General features: G+C 68.1%; 10 protein-coding genes. 2 read left to right on the plus strand and 8 right to left on the minus strand.

Going from position 1 to position 18,712, the window contains the following annotated elements; translation table 11 throughout:
* Positions 1-78: 78 nt before the first annotated feature.
* From AC1Q5A_RS13365 to AC1Q5A_RS13375, 3 genes are all read right to left on the minus strand, one after another.
* Positions 79-1,401, minus strand: a complete 1,323-nt coding sequence (locus AC1Q5A_RS13365; protein ID WP_492701376.1) for an aspartyl/asparaginyl beta-hydroxylase domain-containing protein — start codon at positions 1,399-1,401, stop codon at positions 79-81.
* 182 nt (positions 1,402-1,583) lie between these two features.
* Entirely contained in the window at positions 1,584-3,446 is a 1,863-nt protein-coding gene (locus tag AC1Q5A_RS13370) for a tetratricopeptide repeat-containing sulfotransferase family protein (protein WP_492701378.1), read from the minus strand.
* A 104-nt stretch (positions 3,447-3,550) separates the two neighbouring features.
* Positions 3,551-6,427: a TonB-dependent receptor plug domain-containing protein gene (locus tag AC1Q5A_RS13375; protein ID WP_492701380.1), complete on the minus strand. Its 2,877-nt coding sequence runs from the start codon at positions 6,425-6,427 to the stop codon at positions 3,551-3,553.
* An 853-nt stretch (positions 6,428-7,280) separates the two neighbouring features.
* Here AC1Q5A_RS13375 and AC1Q5A_RS13380 point away from each other — a divergent pair.
* Positions 7,281-7,883: a DUF4126 domain-containing protein gene (locus AC1Q5A_RS13380; protein ID WP_492701382.1), complete on the plus strand. Its 603-nt coding sequence runs from the start codon at positions 7,281-7,283 to the stop codon at positions 7,881-7,883.
* A gap of 31 nt (positions 7,884-7,914) precedes the next feature.
* Here the strand turns inward: AC1Q5A_RS13380 and AC1Q5A_RS13385 are convergent, their stop codons facing one another.
* From AC1Q5A_RS13385 to AC1Q5A_RS13405, 5 genes are all read right to left on the minus strand, one after another.
* Positions 7,915-9,651 carry a M1 family metallopeptidase gene (locus AC1Q5A_RS13385; protein ID WP_492701384.1) on the minus strand — a complete coding sequence of 579 codons (1,737 nt, stop codon included), beginning with the start codon at positions 9,649-9,651 and terminating at the stop codon, positions 7,915-7,917.
* Positions 9,652-9,779: 128 nt separating this feature from the next.
* Positions 9,780-11,162: a leucyl aminopeptidase family protein gene (locus AC1Q5A_RS13390; RefSeq protein WP_492701386.1), complete on the minus strand. Its 1,383-nt coding sequence runs from the start codon at positions 11,160-11,162 to the stop codon at positions 9,780-9,782.
* Between the two features lie 100 nt (positions 11,163-11,262).
* Positions 11,263-11,961 (minus strand): HAD family hydrolase, encoded by a 699-nt coding sequence (locus AC1Q5A_RS13395; RefSeq protein ID WP_492701646.1) that lies wholly within the window; start codon positions 11,959-11,961, stop codon positions 11,263-11,265.
* A 13-nt stretch (positions 11,962-11,974) separates the two neighbouring features.
* Complete coding sequence (locus AC1Q5A_RS13400; protein WP_492701388.1) at positions 11,975-13,321, minus strand: LysM peptidoglycan-binding domain-containing protein; 1,347 nt, start codon at positions 13,319-13,321, stop codon at positions 11,975-11,977.
* Positions 13,322-13,625: 304 nt separating this feature from the next.
* A complete protein-coding gene (locus tag AC1Q5A_RS13405) occupies positions 13,626-15,017 on the minus strand; it encodes a Do family serine endopeptidase (RefSeq protein WP_492701390.1) in 1,392 nt (463 codons plus the stop codon).
* A 401-nt stretch (positions 15,018-15,418) separates the two neighbouring features.
* Here AC1Q5A_RS13405 and AC1Q5A_RS13410 point away from each other — a divergent pair, with 401 nt between their 5' ends.
* Positions 15,419-18,691 (plus strand): ribonucleotide reductase barrel domain-containing protein, encoded by a 3,273-nt coding sequence (locus AC1Q5A_RS13410; RefSeq protein ID WP_492701392.1) that lies wholly within the window; start codon positions 15,419-15,421, stop codon positions 18,689-18,691.
* Positions 18,692-18,712: the final 21 nt, after the last annotated feature.

Consider the following 18,712-nt stretch of genomic DNA (forward strand, 5'->3'; position numbering starts at 1 on the left):
CGCGGGAGCGCCGCCCTTTTTTCTGCCCGATCATCCGGCGCCGACCACCCGCAGACCCGGCAGCCTCGCCGGCAGGGATCAGCCCGGCGTGGCGGGTATCTCGCAGGACTGGTTGAAATCGCCGATCGCCTCGACCAGGTCGGTCACGGCCGCACGCTCCGCCTCGCTGAGGTCGGGATGCCAGCAGTCCAGGATCAGCACCACGCGCGTCTGCCCGCTGCGGTTCCACGCCTCATGCTCGTAGGTGTCGTCGAACGTCACGCAACGACCTTCCTGCCACACGTGCTCTTCACCACCCACGCGGATGGCGCAATCGGGCGGAACGATCAGCGGCAGATGGGTCACCAGCCGCGTGTTGGTGACCCCGGTGTGCGGCAGGATGTGCGTACCCGGGCTCAGCACCGAGAACAGCGTTTCCGGCGCGTGGTCGCGGATGCGTACCAGCGGCAGCGTATCGAGCAAGGCGGTCGTTTGCGGGCAGCGCGCACAGTGTTCGTCATGGCGCTGGCCGTGGCGATAGAAAAAGTACGCATCCCAGGCGGGATCCTGGTTGCTGGACGAACGCAGCATGCTGCGACTGGCCTGCGCCGGCACCTGGCCCAGAAACGCCTCCAGCTGCTGTCCCCGCGACAACACGGCGTGCAGTTCCGCGCGCACCGTATCGGTCGCCGCCTCCAGCCGCTCCAGCCAGGGGAAGTGCTTGCGCGGGTAGTACGGCTGACTGGCGATATCGGGGAAATACAGGAATTTCGGCTTCTGTCGTGGATCGGGAATGTTCGCCGGCTGATCGAGGAAGTAGATCGCCAGACTGCGTTCCACCCGCGCCAGTTCGTCGCTGCCGTAACGCTCGCGCAGCGGATCCAGCGCGCCGCGGAACAAGCGGCGCCGTCCCTGGTTGACGTAGTTCACGGCATGTTTCACCGCATCGCGCAGACCCGGCGCGGTGGTTGCGTCGTCCTGCCAGCGCCCCCGCGCCCCCGCGCTTTCGATGGCCATGAAATAGGCCTTCAGCGCCTCGTGCGATTGTCCCAGTTGCTCCAGCGCCATGCCCAGCTGCAGGCGCGCCACGAACGCCCGTGGCGCCAGCGAAAGCCCGCACCGGAAGCTGGTGGCGGCTCCGCTGAAATCATCCACCGCCATCTGTGCGGTGGCCAGCTGGACCCAGGCAGTCGGATCGTCCCGCATCACCTGCACGGCGACCTGCAGGCGCTGAATGGCCGCTGCATGCTCCCCGCGCGCGGAGTGACAGCCGGCCACGAACCGCAGTGCCTCGACGTCCTGCGGATGCCTCTCGAGCAGGCTCAGGAAAGACTTCTCCGCGGCGTCCGGCTCGCCCTGTTGCGCATGTTGTCGCGCCATGCTGCGGCCGGCTTCCAGAGTATCGTCGTGCGGTCGGTTCATCGGCGGTCGATGGTCTCGCATGGATACGGTCGGCTCCCGCGGCGCAATCCACGGGAACTCCGCCTCGCCATCATACGCGGGACGCCTGGCCAATCGCCGGCTCCGCATGGCGCCGGGTGGCACGGGCGCAGGCCTCGCGGCATGCCTTGCGCAACCCGGCCTTCGCCGGTCGCGGGCAAGCCTCAGTCCGCATAGCCGAGCTGCTGCATGACGGGACGCAGGGTGGGCAGCACCGGCTCGAACCATTCGCGGTAGGCGTGCCAGCGCCCCACCGCCTTGCCGTTGATGCCCTGGGTGACCTGGGCATAGCTCGGGGTACTGATGAACGGCTTGCTCCGCGCATGTTCCGAAAAGCCTGCCATCGGCGACGCGTCCTCGATGCCGAGGAATTCGCCGAGGCCGGCAACGCTGGCCTCGAAGCGGCTGACCACCGATTCGTAGCGCCATTCCAGCAACTGCGGGGCGAATACCTCGACCTGCTTTTGCCATTGCCCGAAGGCCTGCACGTAGCCATCGGCGAGGCGCTGCAACGACGAGCACAACACCATGAAGGCGGGCGAGCGGAATGGCTGCATGTAACAGCTGAGCAGCACGTCGCAGGGGTGGCGCAGGCACAGGATGATCCGCGCTTGCGGAAACAGCCGCATGATCATCGGCAGGCACAGCATGTTGAGCGGATTCTTGTCCACCAGCCGGCGCCGTCCCCGATCCGGCAGGGCACGGTCGACCCGGCGGAAATAGACGGCGCGCAACTGGTCGGCTTCCGCCTGCGTCAGGTTCGCCAGATCGGCCGGGTAGTGCTGGCCGAACAGTTCCATGCCTTCGATCAGCTCATGGATGAAGGCACGCTCGTCCATGGACTGGAAGTCCGGGTGGGCATCGAGCATCTGTTCCAGCAAGGTGGTGCCGGAACGCGGAAAGCCGACCACGAAGACCGGACTTTGCCCGGCGGAAGGCGAGGACAGCGGATGCCAGGCCTCATGGGCGGCGCGGCTGACGACGCGATCGGCCATCTGCAACGGCTGGCTGTCGGGTGCCAGCAGCTCCGGCAGCACGTTCCGCGCAATATCCAGTTGTGCCGCATGTGCGGTCTGCAGCGCTTGCCAGACCTCATGTTGCCGGCCCTGCTTGTCGCAGGCAGAGGCCAGCCCAAACGCGGCGCCGGCCCGGCTCTGGTCGTCGGGGGCAACGGCAAGCACGCGCTGGTACAGCGCCGCGGCGCCGGCATGGTCGGCGCCGCGCATGGCCAGTGCGGCATGCGCGCTCCAGCCCTCGGCGCGTGCGCCCTGCGCTTCCGGTGGCAGCCGGTCGAGCGTGCCCAGCGGCAGCTCTCGCAGCTCGCCCCGTGCAAGCTCGACCTGGTTGCTTCTTTCGTGCAGCGCGATCCGTTGTGCGGCGATCCGCAGCCGCATCACCCCGGCATCGGGTCCGGGAGGCAACTGCGCGTGTGCCAGCGTGCGCAGCGCCGCATCCAGGTCGCCCTGCACGGCCAGCATCGCAGCCAGGATCAGGGCCTGCTCGGCGGGTTGCGGTGGCCAGTCGATGGCTCCAGCCAGCATCGCCTCCTGGCTGCCGTTGTCGCCGCAGACGTAGCAGGCATGCGCCGCCTGCAACCGGGCTTCGATGAAGTGCGGCTCGAGGGCCACCGCATCCATCAGGGTCTGTCGAGCCGGCAGCCAACGTCGCTGCTCGAGGTAGAGCAGGCCGAGGTTGTAGAGCACCTCGGCATCCTCCGGCGCCAGCGACCGCGCCTTCAGAAAAGCCTGTTCGGATGCCGCCGTATCGCCTGCGTGGCGACACGCAAGGGCCAGGTTGTTCCAGTACGCGGAGACCTCCGGCCGCAGCTGGGACAGCCGATGGAACGTCGCTGCGGCCGGGCCGTAGCGATGGGTGGCCTGTTGCGCCAGGCCGAGCCACAGCAGAGCGCTTTCGTCCGCGTCGCCGGTTTGCGGGGCCTGCGCCGCGAGGGCGATGACGTGTTCCATCTCGCCGGCGTGGTAGGCGGTGGCCATGGCGTTGGCGAGGGCGCTGGTTGGGGTAGGCATGCCTTCTCGATCGATCGTCCGCCGAGCCCCATTATGCAGGAGGGCCGCGGGAGTATCCCGCGGCCCTCCTGGGCAGCTTGACGCTTTCCTGGGTGATCAGGAAATCAGAACTTGAACGTGGCGCGCATCCAGTAATAGCGTCCCAGCGCGTCGTAGGTGGCGGTATCCACGTTGTAGTTCAGGCCGTTCTGGTAGACCAGCGGCGGAGCCTTGTTGCTGAGGTTGTCCACGCCGAGGTCGATCCGGGTATGCCATTCCGGGATCGCATAGCCAACCTGGATCGAGTGATACAGCACCGAGGCCATCGGTATGTTGACTCCGGCGAAGCTGGCGTCCGCATTCAGGTTGGTCAGATGGTGGATGTAGCGCGTCTGCCACTGCGCACTCCAGTTGCCCTTCGCCCAATTGAGCGTGCCCGTCCCGCGCCAGCGCGAGATGTTGCCGAACTGCTGGGAGTAGGTACCGGCGTAATTGACCGTCTGCGCGCCGGGTTGGCCGGGAGTGGCGTTGTTCTTGTAGCTGGAGAGATAGGTGGTGGAAAGGCCGGCCTTGAAATTGCCGGGGTCGACGCTGCCCAGGTCGAAATGCGGGATCTTGTAGTTCAGCGTGAAGTCGATGCCGCTGGTGCTCAGGTTGCCCAGATTGACCACCGGCGTATTGATGACGTTCACCTGGCCCGGCTGCTGGGTGGTGGTGTTGTAGCGACTGATGAACGAGCAATACGGGCTGCTGTTGTTGGCGAAGCAGCCATTGACCACGGTCGACGCTGCAATCGGTGTCAGCAGGTCACTCAGGTAGATGTGCCAGAAGTCGACGCTGGTGGACAGGCCATCGGCCCAGCTGGGGTTGTAGACCAGGCCGAAATCGATCGATTTGCCCTGCTCCGGCTTGAGCGAGGCACCGACCGTCTTGGCGCCGGCGTAATAGGTGTTGACCTGGGCCGGCGAGTTGCCAGCCCAGTTGACCGGGACGTACTGGCAGGCGGCGGGATGCTGCGCGAGCTGGGCGGCGGTGAGACCGACGCAGGGGTCGTTCAAGTTCGGCTGGACCAGGGTGACGCCGTCGTAGAGTTCATCCAGATTGGGGGCGCGGAATACTTCGGAGATGGTGCCGCGCAGCAGCAGATCCGCGATCGGGCGCCACTCGATGGCGATTTTCTTGTTGTTGGTGTTGCCGGAGGAGCCGTACCTGGAGGCACGGATACCCACGTCGAGGTTCAACGAATACGCCCACGGTTGCTGTGAGAGCAGCGGGATCAGCGATTCGGCATAGACTTCCTTGACGTTGTCGGCGCCACGACCCGGTGAACCGCAGGCTTCCTGCAGTACCTGGCAGTTGCCGGTGGCGAGGTTGAGGACAGCGTCGGGCGTCACCGTGTAATTCATCGATTGATGGCGGTACAGGGCGCCGACGGCCAGCTGCACGGCACCTGCCGGCAGATCCCACAACTCGCCGTTGGCATCGAGCTGGACCTGCTTGGTGGCATTGGTGAATACGTACTTCGGGGTATCCACGCCGGCCTTCAGAGCGGCCGTCTGGTGGGCCTGGTCGAAGATGTTCACGCCGCGGTTGATGGCCGCCTGGAAGTCGGCGATGTTGACCTCGTTGTAATCGCGCTGCACGCGATTGGCATGGCCGTAGTTGAGCGTGGCATCCCAGCTCCAGGTGCTCTGGCCGAATGTGCCGCGCAGGCCCGTGTTGATCTGCACGTTGGAGGTGGTGTACGTGTGCAGGCGCGTACCGAGCCCGGTCAAGCGGGTGTTGAAGCCATAGCCGGTGCCCGGAGCACCCGGGTGGGCGGGATCCGTGCCGAACGTGACCCCGAACGGATTGATCGGGTTGCTGGCCAGTACGTACCAGCCGTCGCTGTTGGCCGAGGTCGGCGCGGGCGCGTCCTGGCCGCTCGACTGGGTGTGGTTCAGGAACGCATCCGCGAAGAAGGTCAGGTTGTCCGCCAGCTTGTAGCTGCCGAGCACGAAGGTGTCGAAGCGCCGTTGCGCGGTCTGGATGTAGTTGAATGCGTTGTAGTTGTACGCATCCGGGTTGCCGCGGTCGCAGCGATAGTCGCTCACGCTCGATCCATTGCCTTGCGCCAATGTGATGTATTGGGTCGGGCAGGTGCCGGCGGCTTTGGCGGCGATCGACGCGGGCGTCTGGATCTTGCCGGTCGGAAGGGTGCTGGAACCGGCCGGGCTGATCACGCCGCTGGACAGGTACAGCTGGTGCGCGGAGTACTTGCGCTGGGTGGCGAGCACGGCGTCGTACTTGTTGTAGTCCATGCCGCCGACGATGTTGTAGTTGTCGCCGCTGGCGCCGGCGGTCAGGCTGATGCCGTGCCGATGGCCATCGCCGTGGTCGGACTCACCCAGGTTGACGCTGGCTTCGGCGCCCTTGTAGTCCTTGCGCAGGATGAAGTTGACCACGCCACCGATCGCATCCGAGCCATACACCGTCGAGGCGCCTTCGGCCAGCACGTCCACCCGCTCGATCATGTTCTGCGGGATCATGTTGAGATCGGCGTTGGCCATGCGCTGGCCGTCGATCAACATCAGCGTGCGGTTGGTGCCCAGGCCGCGCAGGGAGACGCGCGCCGCACCGTCGCCACCTTCCAGCAGCGGGCTGGCGACACCGCCGCCATTGCTGTTGTTCTGGGTGTTGGTCGCGTTGCCGGAAATGCTTGGCAGCTGTTGCAGCACGTTGCCCAGGGTCGGGCTGCCGGAATTGGTAATCGTGGCGCGATCCACGGTCACCACCGGACTGGACGTCTCGGCGTCGACGCGACGGATCAGCGAGCCGGTGACGACAACCGCCTCGAGATTCTTTGCCTTGCTTTTTGCGGCTGGCGCCGGCGTGACCTGCTTGGAGGCCGGTGCATCGCTGGTGGTCGATTCCTGTGCCTGGACGGCGCCTGCCGCCGCAAAAATGCCCACGCTCAATGCCAGACGCACGGCCAATGACAGGTGATTCAAGTTGTATTTCATGTGCTATCCCCGTTTGAAGTAGAGAGTTCCCCGTGCTTTCCCGGCGGGTCGGATGCGGTACGGATGGGTACCAGTCGCGCCAGGTCAGGCACTGAATTGCTCGATGGCGGCAGTCCGTATTTCTCGGGCTGAACGATGCTGCCGCTGAAGCCGCTTCGGGCCTCGCCGTGCTGCAAGCCTTGGTTGTTTTGTCTGCAGACGGATGGTGCGCCCGTGGCCGGGCTAGGTGACGCTGGACGGATGGCACCCCTGCAGGCGGCGCGCGCCCGGCGGCATGCCGATGGAAAGTGCGGTGGGCGTAGCCAGTGGGGGCTGGCCAGGAGGCAGTACGGGATGCATCTAGTTCTCCCGAGCATGATGAATGGTCCGGGATTCGTGACGGCGGCGCTTCTCGTGCAGATCCCATCCCTGATGAGCGCTTCCGGCCGCCCCTCCCAACGGGGCGCGTGTCGCCATGATCCGGTTCGTATGACGCAAGGCGGGTGGGTTTCGCCGGGGGCAGGCTGATCGCAATATTTTGCGATGCAGCCGGCGCGGGCGACGGAAGACACGGGCCGGCGTTCAGGATCACACGGAAGCGGGAAAAAAAACAGCGCCATGACATCAGTCCTTGTTTTCCGTGCCGACCCGGCAGCCGTCCGGCGGCGGGCCGCCGACCGCCCGGCCCGCAGCCGTGATGGCCGTATGGACGTCCGCCCGGGCATGCACGAGACGGTGCGGCGAGCCGCTTCTCGCCGATCGTGCGGTGCCGGCATTTCCTGCGTGACGAGCCATCGAGCGGCTGGACAGACGCCGGCGTGGCGCGTAAACCCTGCACTGCTGGAGTCCCCCGCCCGAGAGGATCCGCATGGACATGTTGCCGAACATTGCGCTTGCCGGTGGCCTGGCCTGGGCCAGCGGCATCCGGTTGTATGCCACGATCTTCGCGGCCGGCATGCTCGGCCGGTTCGGCTACGTGCACCTGCCGGACGGCCTGTTGCCGCTGACCGATACCTGGGTGCTGGCGGTATCGGGTGTGCTGATGCTGTGCGAGTTCCTGGCCGACAAGGTGCCGGCGTTCGACAGCGCCTGGGACGCCATCCATACCTTCATCCGCATCCCGGTCGGCACCCTGCTGGCCTGGGGCGTGTTCAAGGATTCCGGCGCCGGCGCGCAGCTGGCGGCAGCCCTGCTCGGCGGCGCGCTGGTGGCCGGCACGCATTTCACCAAGGCCGGCACGCGCGCGCTGATCAACACCTCGCCGGAGCCATTCAGCAACTGGGGCGCCAGCGTGGGTGAGGACGTCGGCTGGCTCGGCGGCCTGTACCTGATGTGGCGGCACCCGCTGGCACTGCTGGTCCTGCTCGGCCTGTTCGTGCTGCTGATGTGCTGGATGCTGCCGAAGATCGCGCGCGGCCTGCGCGTGCTGGCGCAGAAGCTGCGCGGCCTGCTCGGCGCGTTGCCCGGCAGCGGTTGACGGGCGCACCGCGGCGGCACGCCCGCGGCCGTCACCGCTTCGCTGCCTCGCGCTGCGCGCGTCGCTGTTCCATCCACTGCTGGAATTCGGTGATGCGCGGCTCGTCGCGCAGCAGCACCGAGTGCGGATCGATCGTCACCAGCGCACCGGCGGGCACGGCGAGGCTGCCGGCGCCGTCCGTCATCGGCACGGTGTGCACGAGGTCGTCCACCTGCACTTCCACCGGCATCGGGAACGGCAGGTCGTGCGGCACCTGCCAGCGCAGCTCCAGCGTGTCGCCGCGGCGCTGCACGTCCAGCTTGGGCAGCGCGGCCTGGTACAGGTAGACGCCGAAGAACCAGTCCAGCTTGCGCCCGGTCACCTTGTCCACGATGCCGATGTAGTCGAGGGTGGTGGCGTACTGCGGCGCGAAGTTGCCCGGCTTCGGATCGGGGCGGCCGTAGACCAGCTCGCGGATGCTGGCGTAGAACGCGCGGTCGCCGATCAGGTGGCGCAGCGTCTGCAGCATCAGCGCGCCCTTGTTGTAGATGTCCAGGCCCGGGCCGTTCTTTTCGTCGTAGACCTGCTCCTCGGTCCGGCCGCTGCCGGACACCAGCGGGTAGCGGTTGCGCAGCATCAGGCGCAGGCGGTGCAGCCAGCTGTAGTAGTCCGCGTCGCCGTCCAGAAGCTGCGCGTACAGCGGCTGCATGTAGGTGGCGAAGCTTTCGTGCAGCCACATGTCGTCCCAGTTCGCGTTGGTCATCTGGTTGCCGAACCATTCGTGCGCGAACTCGTGCTGCAGCAGCCAGTCGAAGCCACCGCCATCCTTGGCGTAGTGGTTGCCGTAGGCGTTGATGGTCTGGTGTTCCATGCCCTTGTACGGGGTTTCCACCACGCCCATCTTCTCGTCGCCCCACGGGTAGGGGCCGATCTTCGCCTCGAAGAAATCCAGCAGGCGCGGGAACTCGGCGAACAGGGCCTGCGCTTGCGCCTCTTCGCCGGGCAGGTACCAGTAGTGGAGCGCAATCGTGTTGCCGTAGCGGCTGCGGTACTCGCCCTTCAACTCCTGGTACGGGCCCACGTTGATCGAGACGGCGTAGGTGGCCGGATGCCTGGCACGCCAGTGATAGGTGCGCTGGCTGCCCTCGTCGCTGACGCCGACCAGCACGCCGTTGCCCGGCGCCACCAGCGGCTTGGGCACGCTGACGTAGAGATCCACCAGGTCGGGTTTGCCGCCGGGCTGGTCGATGCACGGCCAGAACAGGTCGCAGCCTTCGCCTTCCACCGCGCTGCCCACCCATGGCTGGCCGTCTTTGGTGCGGCTCCATACGAAGCCGCCGTCCCATGGCGCGTTCTTCGCCACGTGGGGCTTGCCGCCGTAGCTGATGGCGACCGTGAGTCTGCCGCCCTTGGCCAGCAATGCGGGCAGCTGGATGCGCAGGCGGCCGTCCGGATTGCCCCAAACCGAGGGGGCGAGGGGCTGGCCGTCGATGGCGACGGCGTGGACCGGCAGGTTGCGGTCCAGGTCGAGCAGCAGCACGCCGGTGGCCGCGGTGGCGGTGAAGGTGAGCACGGCGCGGCCGTCGATGGTCTGCCGGGCGGGATCGACCGCGATGTGCAGCTCGGCGTGGTCGAAGTGCACGCGCGTCTGCTCGGCCGGCATCGGCGTGCCGGAGTCCTTCGTCAACGCGGTGAGCGGTGGCTGCGCCGGTGCGCTGGACCCGGCCGGTGCGGCGCTGGCGGCACCCAGGCCGAGGGCGAGGCCGAGGGCAAGCAGGTGGGGGCGCATGGGCGGTCTCTCCGCGGGAGTCGAATTCCGCACGGTGCCACGTTGCGTACGGACGCGACATCGCCGGAAGTCATGCCTCATCCCGCCATTCCGATCGCTTTCCGCGTGCAGGGGAGGCGGAAAGGAGATCAACCGTGCCGGTAGCGCTGCTCCAGCATCGCAAACATCGCGCGCAGGCCCATCGCCTCGCCGCCGCGCGGGCGGCCGGGGCGGTCGGCGTCGTTCCAGGCGTAGGTGTCCAGGTGCAGCCACGGCGTGCCGTCCGGCACGAAGCGTTCCAGGTACAGCGCCGCGGTGATCGCGCCGGCATGGCGCGAGGGGCCGGCGTTGGCGAAGTCGGCCAGATAGGAGTCCAGCATCCGGCGGTACGGCCGCCATAGCGGCAGCTGCCACAACGGGTCGTCGACCGCGCGGCCGGCGGCCAGCGCGGCGGCCGCGGCGGTTTCGTCGTTGGCGAACAGCGCCGGCAGGTCCGGCCCCAGCGCCACGCGCGCGGCGCCGGTGAGGGTGGCGAAGTCGACGATCAGGTCGGGCTGCTGCTCGGCGCCGTAGGCCAGCGCGTCGCACAGCACCAGGCGGCCTTCGGCGTCGGTGTTGTCGATCTCCACCGAATGGCCGGCGCGGGTGACCACCACCTCGCCCGGGCGCAGCGCATTGCCAGCCACCGCGTTCTCCACCGCGGGAACCAGCAGGGTCAGCCGTACCGGCAGCTGCGCCTGCATCACCAGCCCGGCCAGCGCGATCGCGTGCGCCGCGCCGCCCATGTCCTTCTTCATCCAGCGCATGCCGTCGGACGGTTTCAGGTCGAGCCCGCCGGTGTCGAAGCACACGCCCTTGCCGACGATCACCAGCTTCGGGTCGGCCTTCCTGCCCCAGCTCAGCTCGACCAGCCGCGGCGCACGGTGGCTGGCGCGGCCGACCGCGTGGATGGTCGGGAAATTGGCCTTGAGCAGTTCGTCGCCGACCCACTCGCGCAGCTTCGCCTTGTGCATCTTGCCGAGTCGGCGGATCGCGTTGCCCAGTTGCTCCGGGCCCATGTCTTCGGTCGGCGTGTTGACCAGGTCGCGCACCAGCGCGGTGGCCTCGACCAGCGGCGCCAGCTGCCGCAACTCGGCGGCGGCGATGGCGAGCCGGGCCGGCGCGCGCTTCGGCTGGCGGTAGCGGTTGAACTGGTAGGCGCCAAGCGCCCAGCCGAGCGCGGCCCGGGCCGGGTCGGCGAGCACGCCTTCGGCGGCAAGGTGGTAGGTCGCCTCGGGCAGGCTGCACGGCAGCGCGGCGAGTGCCGCCAGCGGCTCGCGCGGGTCGACGCCGGCCAGCACCCGTACCAGCTTGCCGGCGTCGTCGCACAGCAGCGCGAACGTTCCTGCCGCCGCGGTGAAACCGCACTCGGCCAGCCAGTGCCGCTGCGCCGCGGTGAGCCGGCGACGGGTGGCGGCGTAGTGCGCGGCGTCGGTGGTCTCGATGGCGATGCTGCGGCGGTTGCCGGGCTGGCGTTCGATCAGGGCGGACATGCGGGATCCTTCGGGCTGGCGGCGGCACGGTGCGCCGCCTCATGGGCGATTAACCGGCAATGATGCGCGCATTGCCCGCGGCTTGCCTATGGCCCTTGGCTCAGCGGGCGCCGTACGAGTCCAGCCAGTCGGCCAGCTCGGTCAGGTTGCGCAGGTCGAGCCCGGGCGGCGGGCCCAGCTCGTTCGGCCACGGCCGGCCGTCGCGGTTGATCCATGCGGTGCGCAGCCCGGCGTCGCGGGCGCCGGCGATGTCCATCGCCGGATCGTCGCCGACGTGCAGGATCTGTTCCGGCGCCACGCCAAGTCGTTCGGCGGCTGCCAGGAAGATGCGCGGGTCGGGCTTGGCCACGCCGCTGTCGCGCGCGCAGACGTGGTGGGCGAAGTGTGCGTGGATGCCGATGCGCTGCAGGTCGGCATTGCCGTTGGTCAGGCTGGCCAGCGGCCAGTGCGCGGTGATGCGTTCGAGCGCGGGCAGGCTGTCCGGATACAGCTCCACGCGGTTGCGCGCGGCGAAGTAGATCTCCCACAGCGTCTGGACCGGCGCGTCATCTACGCCGCAGGCGGCGAACGCCTGCTGCAGGGTGAGCTGGCGCTGGCGGGTGAAGTCGTGGGCCAGGTCCAGCCGCTCGGCGGCCACCTGCATGCGCAGCTCGCGCATGGCCGCGATCGGCCAGGCGCGAGCCACTTCGGGATGGTATTGCCGCAGCCAGGCGTCCACCGCCTGGTCGGCGCGTTCCAGGGCCGGCAGTACCGGCCACAGGGTGTCGTCCAGGTCCAGCGTCAGCGCGCGTATCGGCACCGCGACCGGGGTGTCAGTTGTTGTCGATGCGCAGCACCTGGCCGAGCCTGATCTGGTCATTCTTCAGATGGTTCCACTCGCGCAGCTTGGCCACCTCGACCGAATGCCGCTTGGCGATCGACGACAGCGTATCGCCCTTGGCCACCTTGTAGGTGGTGGTGGCCTGGCGTGCGTGTGCGCTGACCTGGCCGAAATCCCTGCCGCCGCTTCGGTCGATGGTGGTGGCGCTGCCGTTGGCGTGCTCCACGCTGCTCACGCTGACGTCGGCCACGCTGCCCCGCACCTTGTTCAGGCGGGCGGCCTCCTGCGCGTCGGCATGGCGCTGTTCCACGGCCTGCCGCGCCGCCAGGGTGTCGGGCGAGGTGGGCGCGATGGCGGCGCGGGCCGCATAGGTCGCGCCCGGCGCCGACACCGGCGTGCTGCGGACGGCGCGTGCGCCGACCTCGGCGAGGATGCGGCTGCGGCGCGCGTCGTCCATCGACGCCAGCGCGCTGCCGTCCTGGTACGGCAGTACCGCATGCTTGCGCAGCGCGGCCTTGGCCGGCTCGGTCTGCATGAAGTCGATGAAGGCCTGCGCCTGGGCGGCCTTCGGGCTGCGCGGGTTGGTCACCAGGTACAGCGGGGTGAACAGCGGGTAGCTGCCGTCGGCGATGTTGGCGACGGTGGCCGCCTTGCCGTTGAGCGGGATCGCCTTGAGCTTGGGGTTGCCGCTGATACCTGCCAGGGTGGACACGCCGAGGCCGTTCGGGTTCAGCGCGACGCCTTCTTCCAGCTTGCGCGTGTTGACGTACAGCCGCGGCGCGGCCACCGGCTGGTTGCCGCGACCGAACAGCAGGCTGCGCAGGCTGTATTCCACGCCGTCGCCGGGGCTGGCCACCGCGTAGACGTCGATCGGCGCGTCGCGCCCGCCGACCTCGCTCCAGTTGTGGATCTTGCCGTAATAGATGTCGTGCACCTGTTTCAGCGTGAGGTTGCTGATCGGGTTGGACGACTGGGTGATGATCACCAGGGCGTCCCAGGCCACCGGCGTGAAGGTGAGCTGCGCGTTCTGCGCGCTGTCGTCGGCGGCACGCGCGCTGCCGGCCAGGTCGGCGGTGCCGTTGGCGACCGCGTCGATGCCCGAGGCGGTGTTGAACGGCTGCAATTCGATGCGGCCGTGGCCGGCCTTCTCCCACGCCTTCGCCACCTCGTCGACCACGCCGTTCGCGGTGGCGACGTCGCCGCGCCAGATCAGGCTGCTCTTGGCGGCGGTGCTGGCGCCGGCCTTCGCCTTGGGATGATGGGTCTTGGCAAGCGCGGGAGTGGCGAGGCAGGCCCCGATCAGGGCGACGGACAGCAGGTGGGCAAGACGGACAGACATGGCGGTGGGGAGCCCCGGAAATATGTGGAGTGGAGGCGAAAGTATGCCGCCCGGCAGACGCACGGGCGGTGAACGAGCCAGGCTATTTCATCGACCCGGATGCGGAACATCAAGCACTTTCATGCATTTGCGCGCAGACAATGGCCCGGGGTGTGCGCCGCGACACGGGCCGTGGGCGATCCCGGCCACGCTTTTGCCTGAACGGAATCTCGTAACGTCTTTACGCGCCGGTCATGCCGCACGCCGCGGGATGACCGGCGCAGCCGGCTGGTTAGCGTCGCGTGGGCGGAGCACCCCGCACGAGTCAGTTCACCACCACATAGCGCGTGTCGTCGCCGTCGGTGACCACCAGCACCAGCTGGCGCGGCTTCACTCCGGCCAGGCCGCGCAGCATGCCCAGGCTGGTGATGCGCTGGCTGCCTACGCCGATCACCACGTCGCCGGTGCTCAGCCCCGCACGGGCGGCGTGGCTGCCAGGCTGCACCGCGCTCACCGCCACGCCGTACCAGCCCTGGCTGCGCAGGTTCTGGCCCAGTTCGCTGAAGCGCACGCCGGCCAGGCGCGGATCGAGTTGGCTGCCGTCGATGCTGGCCAGCTTCTCCGCGGTGAGCTTGGCGTCGACCTCGCGTGCCTTGCCGTCGCGCAGCACGCCCAGGCGCAGGGTGCTGCCCAGCGGCAGCAGGCCTTCGGCGTTGTGCAATTCCTGCACGTCGCGCAGCGGTTTGCCGTTCACCGAGGTCAGCACGTCGCCGGGCTGCAGGCCGGCATGCTCGCCGGCCGAGCCGCTGCCCACGCCGGTGACCACCACGCCGTTGCTGTCCTTCAGTCCGAGCAGCTTGGCGATGCGGGGGGTGATCGCCTGGGTCTGCACGCCCAGGCTGCCGCGCTGCACCTTGCCGTGCGCCAGCAGCTGCGCCATCACCTCGCTGGTGAGGTTGCTGGGGATCGCGAAGCCGATGCCGACGTTGCCCCCGGACGGCGAGAAGATCATCGTGTTGATGCCCACCAGCTCGCCGCGCAGGTTGACCAGCGCGCCGCCGGAGTTGCCGGGGTTGATCGAGGCGTCGGTCTGGATGAAGTTCTGGTAGCCCGAGCCACCAAGGCCCGAGCGGCCCAGCGCGGAGACGATGCCGGCGGTGACCGTCTGGCCCAGCCCGAACGGGTCGCCCACCGCCACCACGTAGTCGCCCACCTGCAGGCCGGACGAGTCGGCCAGCGGCAGCGCCTTGAGGTTCTGCGCCGGAATCTGCACCACCGCCACGTCGGTTTCCGGGTCGGTGCCGATCAGTTTGGCCTTGAAGCTGCGCCCGTCCTGCAGCGTCACCTGGATGTCGTCGGCGCCGCCGACCACGTGGTTGTTGGTCAGCACGTAGCCCTTCGCCGCGTCCACGATCACGCCCGAGCCCAGGCTCTGCTCGACCCGCTCGCGCGGCGTTGCGGGCAGACCGAAAAACTGGCGCACCATCGGGTCGTCGAAATAGGCATCGCGCACCCGCACCCGCGTGGTGGTGGAGATGTTCACCACCGCCGGCGTTACCCGCGTCAGCATCGGCGCCAGCGACGGCATCGGCTGGCCACCGACCGCGGCCGGCAGGGCGGCGGCGCGGAGGGTTCCCGGCACGATGCCGAGGGCGAGCGCCGCCGCAGCGAGCAGGCCGGCCAGCCGGTGCAGGAGGCGGGGGTGCGGCTGCGTCATGGGGTTCTCCTGGGGCATTGAAAGCGGCGCTGCTTCGACCGGATCGCCGCGCCGCGGTTCCATCGGTCCGGATGATGCCGTGGGGACTTTACATCGGGCGACGCGAGGGTTAATTTGCCTACCCGACAGCAACCACAACATCTTGTGTTCAAATGCCGGCGTCGAGACAAGTGCTGGTGTCGACTATCGCGCTCTTGAGGGGGAGTCGTTGTCGTCGGGAACAGCTGGCACAAAGGCGGGAGGGCAATCCTCACAGCCGATCACGCGCCACGGACATAGCATGGTCGACCCACGTCGCACCAACACAGAAAACAACGCCGGCCGCGGGGCCGTTGCGGGAGGTCAGGAAGCCGATGAGCACAGCACGTGCGCCAGCCACAGGTTCAACCACGGGTACCGGCATGAGCCCGGCCCAGAACGCCAGCATGAGTCGCGACGCGGTGGTGGAGATTCCGCTGCAGCCTGCGTCCTACGACATCTGGGACAAGAAGTACCGACTGAAGGCGAAGTCCGGCGAGCCGGTCGACGCCAGCATCGACGAGACCTACCAGCGCGTGGCGCGTGCGCTGTCCGACGTCGAGGCCAGCGAAGAGCTGCGCGGCCACTGGTACGAGCGTTTCCTGTGGGCGCTGCGCCGTGGCGCGATCCCGGCCGGGCGGATCACCTCCAACGCCGGCGCGCTGGCGCACAAGCCGGCCACCAGCACGATCAACTGCACCGTCTCCGGCACCATCCACGACTCGATGGACGACATCCTGGAGAAGGTGCACGAGGCCGGCCTCACCCTGAAGGCCGGCTGCGGCATCGGCTACGAGTTCTCCACGCTGCGCCCGCGCGGCGCGTACGTGTCCGGCGCCGGCGCGTACACCTCCGGCCCGCTGTCGTTCATGGATATCTACGACAAGATGTGCTTCACCGTCTCCAGTGCCGGCGGCCGCCGCGGCGCGCAGATGGGCACGTTCGACATCAGCCACCCGGACGCCAAGGAATTCATCCGCGCCAAGCGCGAGGACGGCCGGCTGCGCCAGTTCAACCTCAGCCTGCTGATCACCGACGGCTTCATGCAGGCGGTCGAGCACGACCGGGACTGGCCGCTGGTGTTCCCGGTGCACGTGAAGGAGCAGGACGAGATCGACGTCAACGATCCGGCCCAGGTGGTGTGGCGCGAATGGCCCACCCACCAGAACTACGTCGACCGCGAGGACGGCCTGGTCGCCTGCAAGATCTACGGCACCATCCGCGCGCGGCACCTGTGGGACATGATCATGGTCTCGACGTACGACTACGCCGAGCCCGGTTTCATCCTGATCGACAAGGTCAACGAGATGAACAACAACTGGTGGTGCGAGCACATCCGCGCCACCAATCCGTGTGTCACTGCCGATACCTGGGTGCAGACCGCCGAAGGCCCGCGCCAGGTCGCCAACCTGCTCGGCCGCGGCTTCATGGCGCGGGTGGACGGTACCGACCACGCCACCGGTGCCGAGGGTTTCTTCCGTACCGCGACCAAGCCGGTGCTGGCGCTGCAGACCGTGGAAGGCCACCGCCTGCGCCTGACCGAAGATCACCGCGTGCGCCGCGTCTCGCGGATGACGCGCTGGAACGTCGAGACCGAATGGTGCACCGCCGGCGCGCTGCAGCCGGGTGATCGCGTGCTGCTCAACGACCACCGCGCCAACGCGCAATGGCCCGGCGCGCTCACCGCGGAACAGGGCTACCTGCTCGGCCTGCTGGTCGGTGACGGCACGCTCAAGCACGAGGCTGCCGTGCTGTCGGTGTGGCCGCAGGCCGCTGCCGTGAATGGTTCCGTGAACGGGAGTGCCCGTGCGCTGATGGCCGAGGCCTTGCGCTGCGCGCAAACCTTGCCGCATCGCGCCGATTTCGCCGGCTGGTCGGAAGTGGCCGGTCGCGGCGAATACCGCATGAAGTCCGCCGCGCTGCGCGACCTCGCCTTCGAGCTCGGCATGGGCGTGGGCGACAAGGCGGTCACCCCGGCGCTGGAACAGGCATCGAGCGAGGCATGTCGCGGTTTCCTGCGCGGCTTCTTCGACGCCGACGGTTCGGTGCAGGGCAGCCAGGCCAAGGGCGTGTCCGTGCGCCTGGCGCAGTCTGACCTGCCCCGGCTGGAAGCGGTGCAGCGCATGCTGCTGCGCCTGGGCATGCCGTCGCGCATCTACCGCGATCGCCGCGCAGCCGGTGAAAGCCTGCTGCCGGATGGGCATGGCGGTGCGCGCGCTTACACCACCCAGGCCCAGCACGAACTGGTGATCGCGGGCGAGGCGCTGGCTCGTTTCGCCGAGCTGATCGGTTTCGCCGACAGCGACAAGGGCACCCGCCTCAAGGCCGCCCTGTCCGGCTACAAGCGCAGCCTCAACCGCACGCGCTTCGTCGCCACCGTCGAATCGCTGCAGGCCGACGGCATCGAGGACGTCTACGACGTGCAGGTGCCCGGCATCAACACCTTCGACGGCAACGGCCTGCACGCGCACAACTGCGGCGAGCAGCCCCTGCCGCCGTATGGCTCGTGCCTGCTCGGCTCGGTCAACCTCACCACTTTCGTGCGCGATCCGTTCGGCCCGAAGGCGCGCTTCGACTGGGACGAATACCGCGAAGTGGTCAAGGTGTTCACCCGCATGCTCGACAACGTGGTCGAGATCAACGGCCTGCCGCTGGAACAGCAGCGCAACGAGATCCTGGGCAAGCGCCGCCACGGCATGGGCTTCCTCGGCCTGGGCTCCACCCTGACCATGCTGAAGATGCGCTACGGCAGCGCCGACGCGGTGGGCTTCACCGAGGACGTCTCGCGCGAGATGGCCGTGGCCGGCTGGGAAGTCGCGCTGGACCTGGCGAAGGAGAAGGGCGCCGCGCCGGTGCTGCTGCGCGACTACACCGTCACCGGCGACATGCTGCGCAAGCGCCCGGAAATGGCGAAGGACGGCTACCAGGTCGGCGACGCCATCCCCGGCCGCGTGCTGCACGCGAAGTACAGCCGCTACATGCAGCGCATCGCCACGGTGGCGCCGAACCTGGTCGAACAGCTGGCCGAGACCGGCGCGCGCTTCACCCACCACACCTCGATCGCGCCCACCGGCACCATCTCGCTCAGCCTGGCCAACAACGCCAGCAACGGCATCGAGCCCAGCTTCGCGCACAGCTATTCGCGCAACGTGATCCGCGAGGGCAAGAAGACCAAGGAAAAGATCGAGGTGCTCAGCTTCGAGCTGCTGGCCTACCGCGCCCTGATCAACGCCGACGCCAAGGTGTCCACCGACGAGCCCGCCAACCGGCTGCCGGACTACTTCGTCGCCGCCGACGACATCGGCCCGAAGGAGCACGTCGACATCCAGGCCGCCTCGCAGCTGTGGATCGACTCGTCGATCTCCAAGACCGCCAACGTGCCCACCGACTACCCCTACGAGGACTTCAAGGACATCTACTTCTACGCCTACAAGCAGGGCCTGAAGGGATGCACCACCTTCCGCTTCAACCCCGCCGCGTTCCAGGGCGTGCTGGTCAAGGAAGCGGACCTCGAAAGCACCCTCTACCGCTTCGAGCTGGAGGACGGTAGTGTTGTCGAACTGAAAGGCAATGAGCAGGTGGAATACGACGGCGAAATGCACTCCGCCGCCAACCTCTTCGATGCCTTGAAGGAAGGCTACTACGGCAAGTTCTGAACCGTCGTCCGTGCAGTCGCG

This window comes from Rhodanobacter sp. GW835-FHT13D09 (assembly GCF_058793995.1).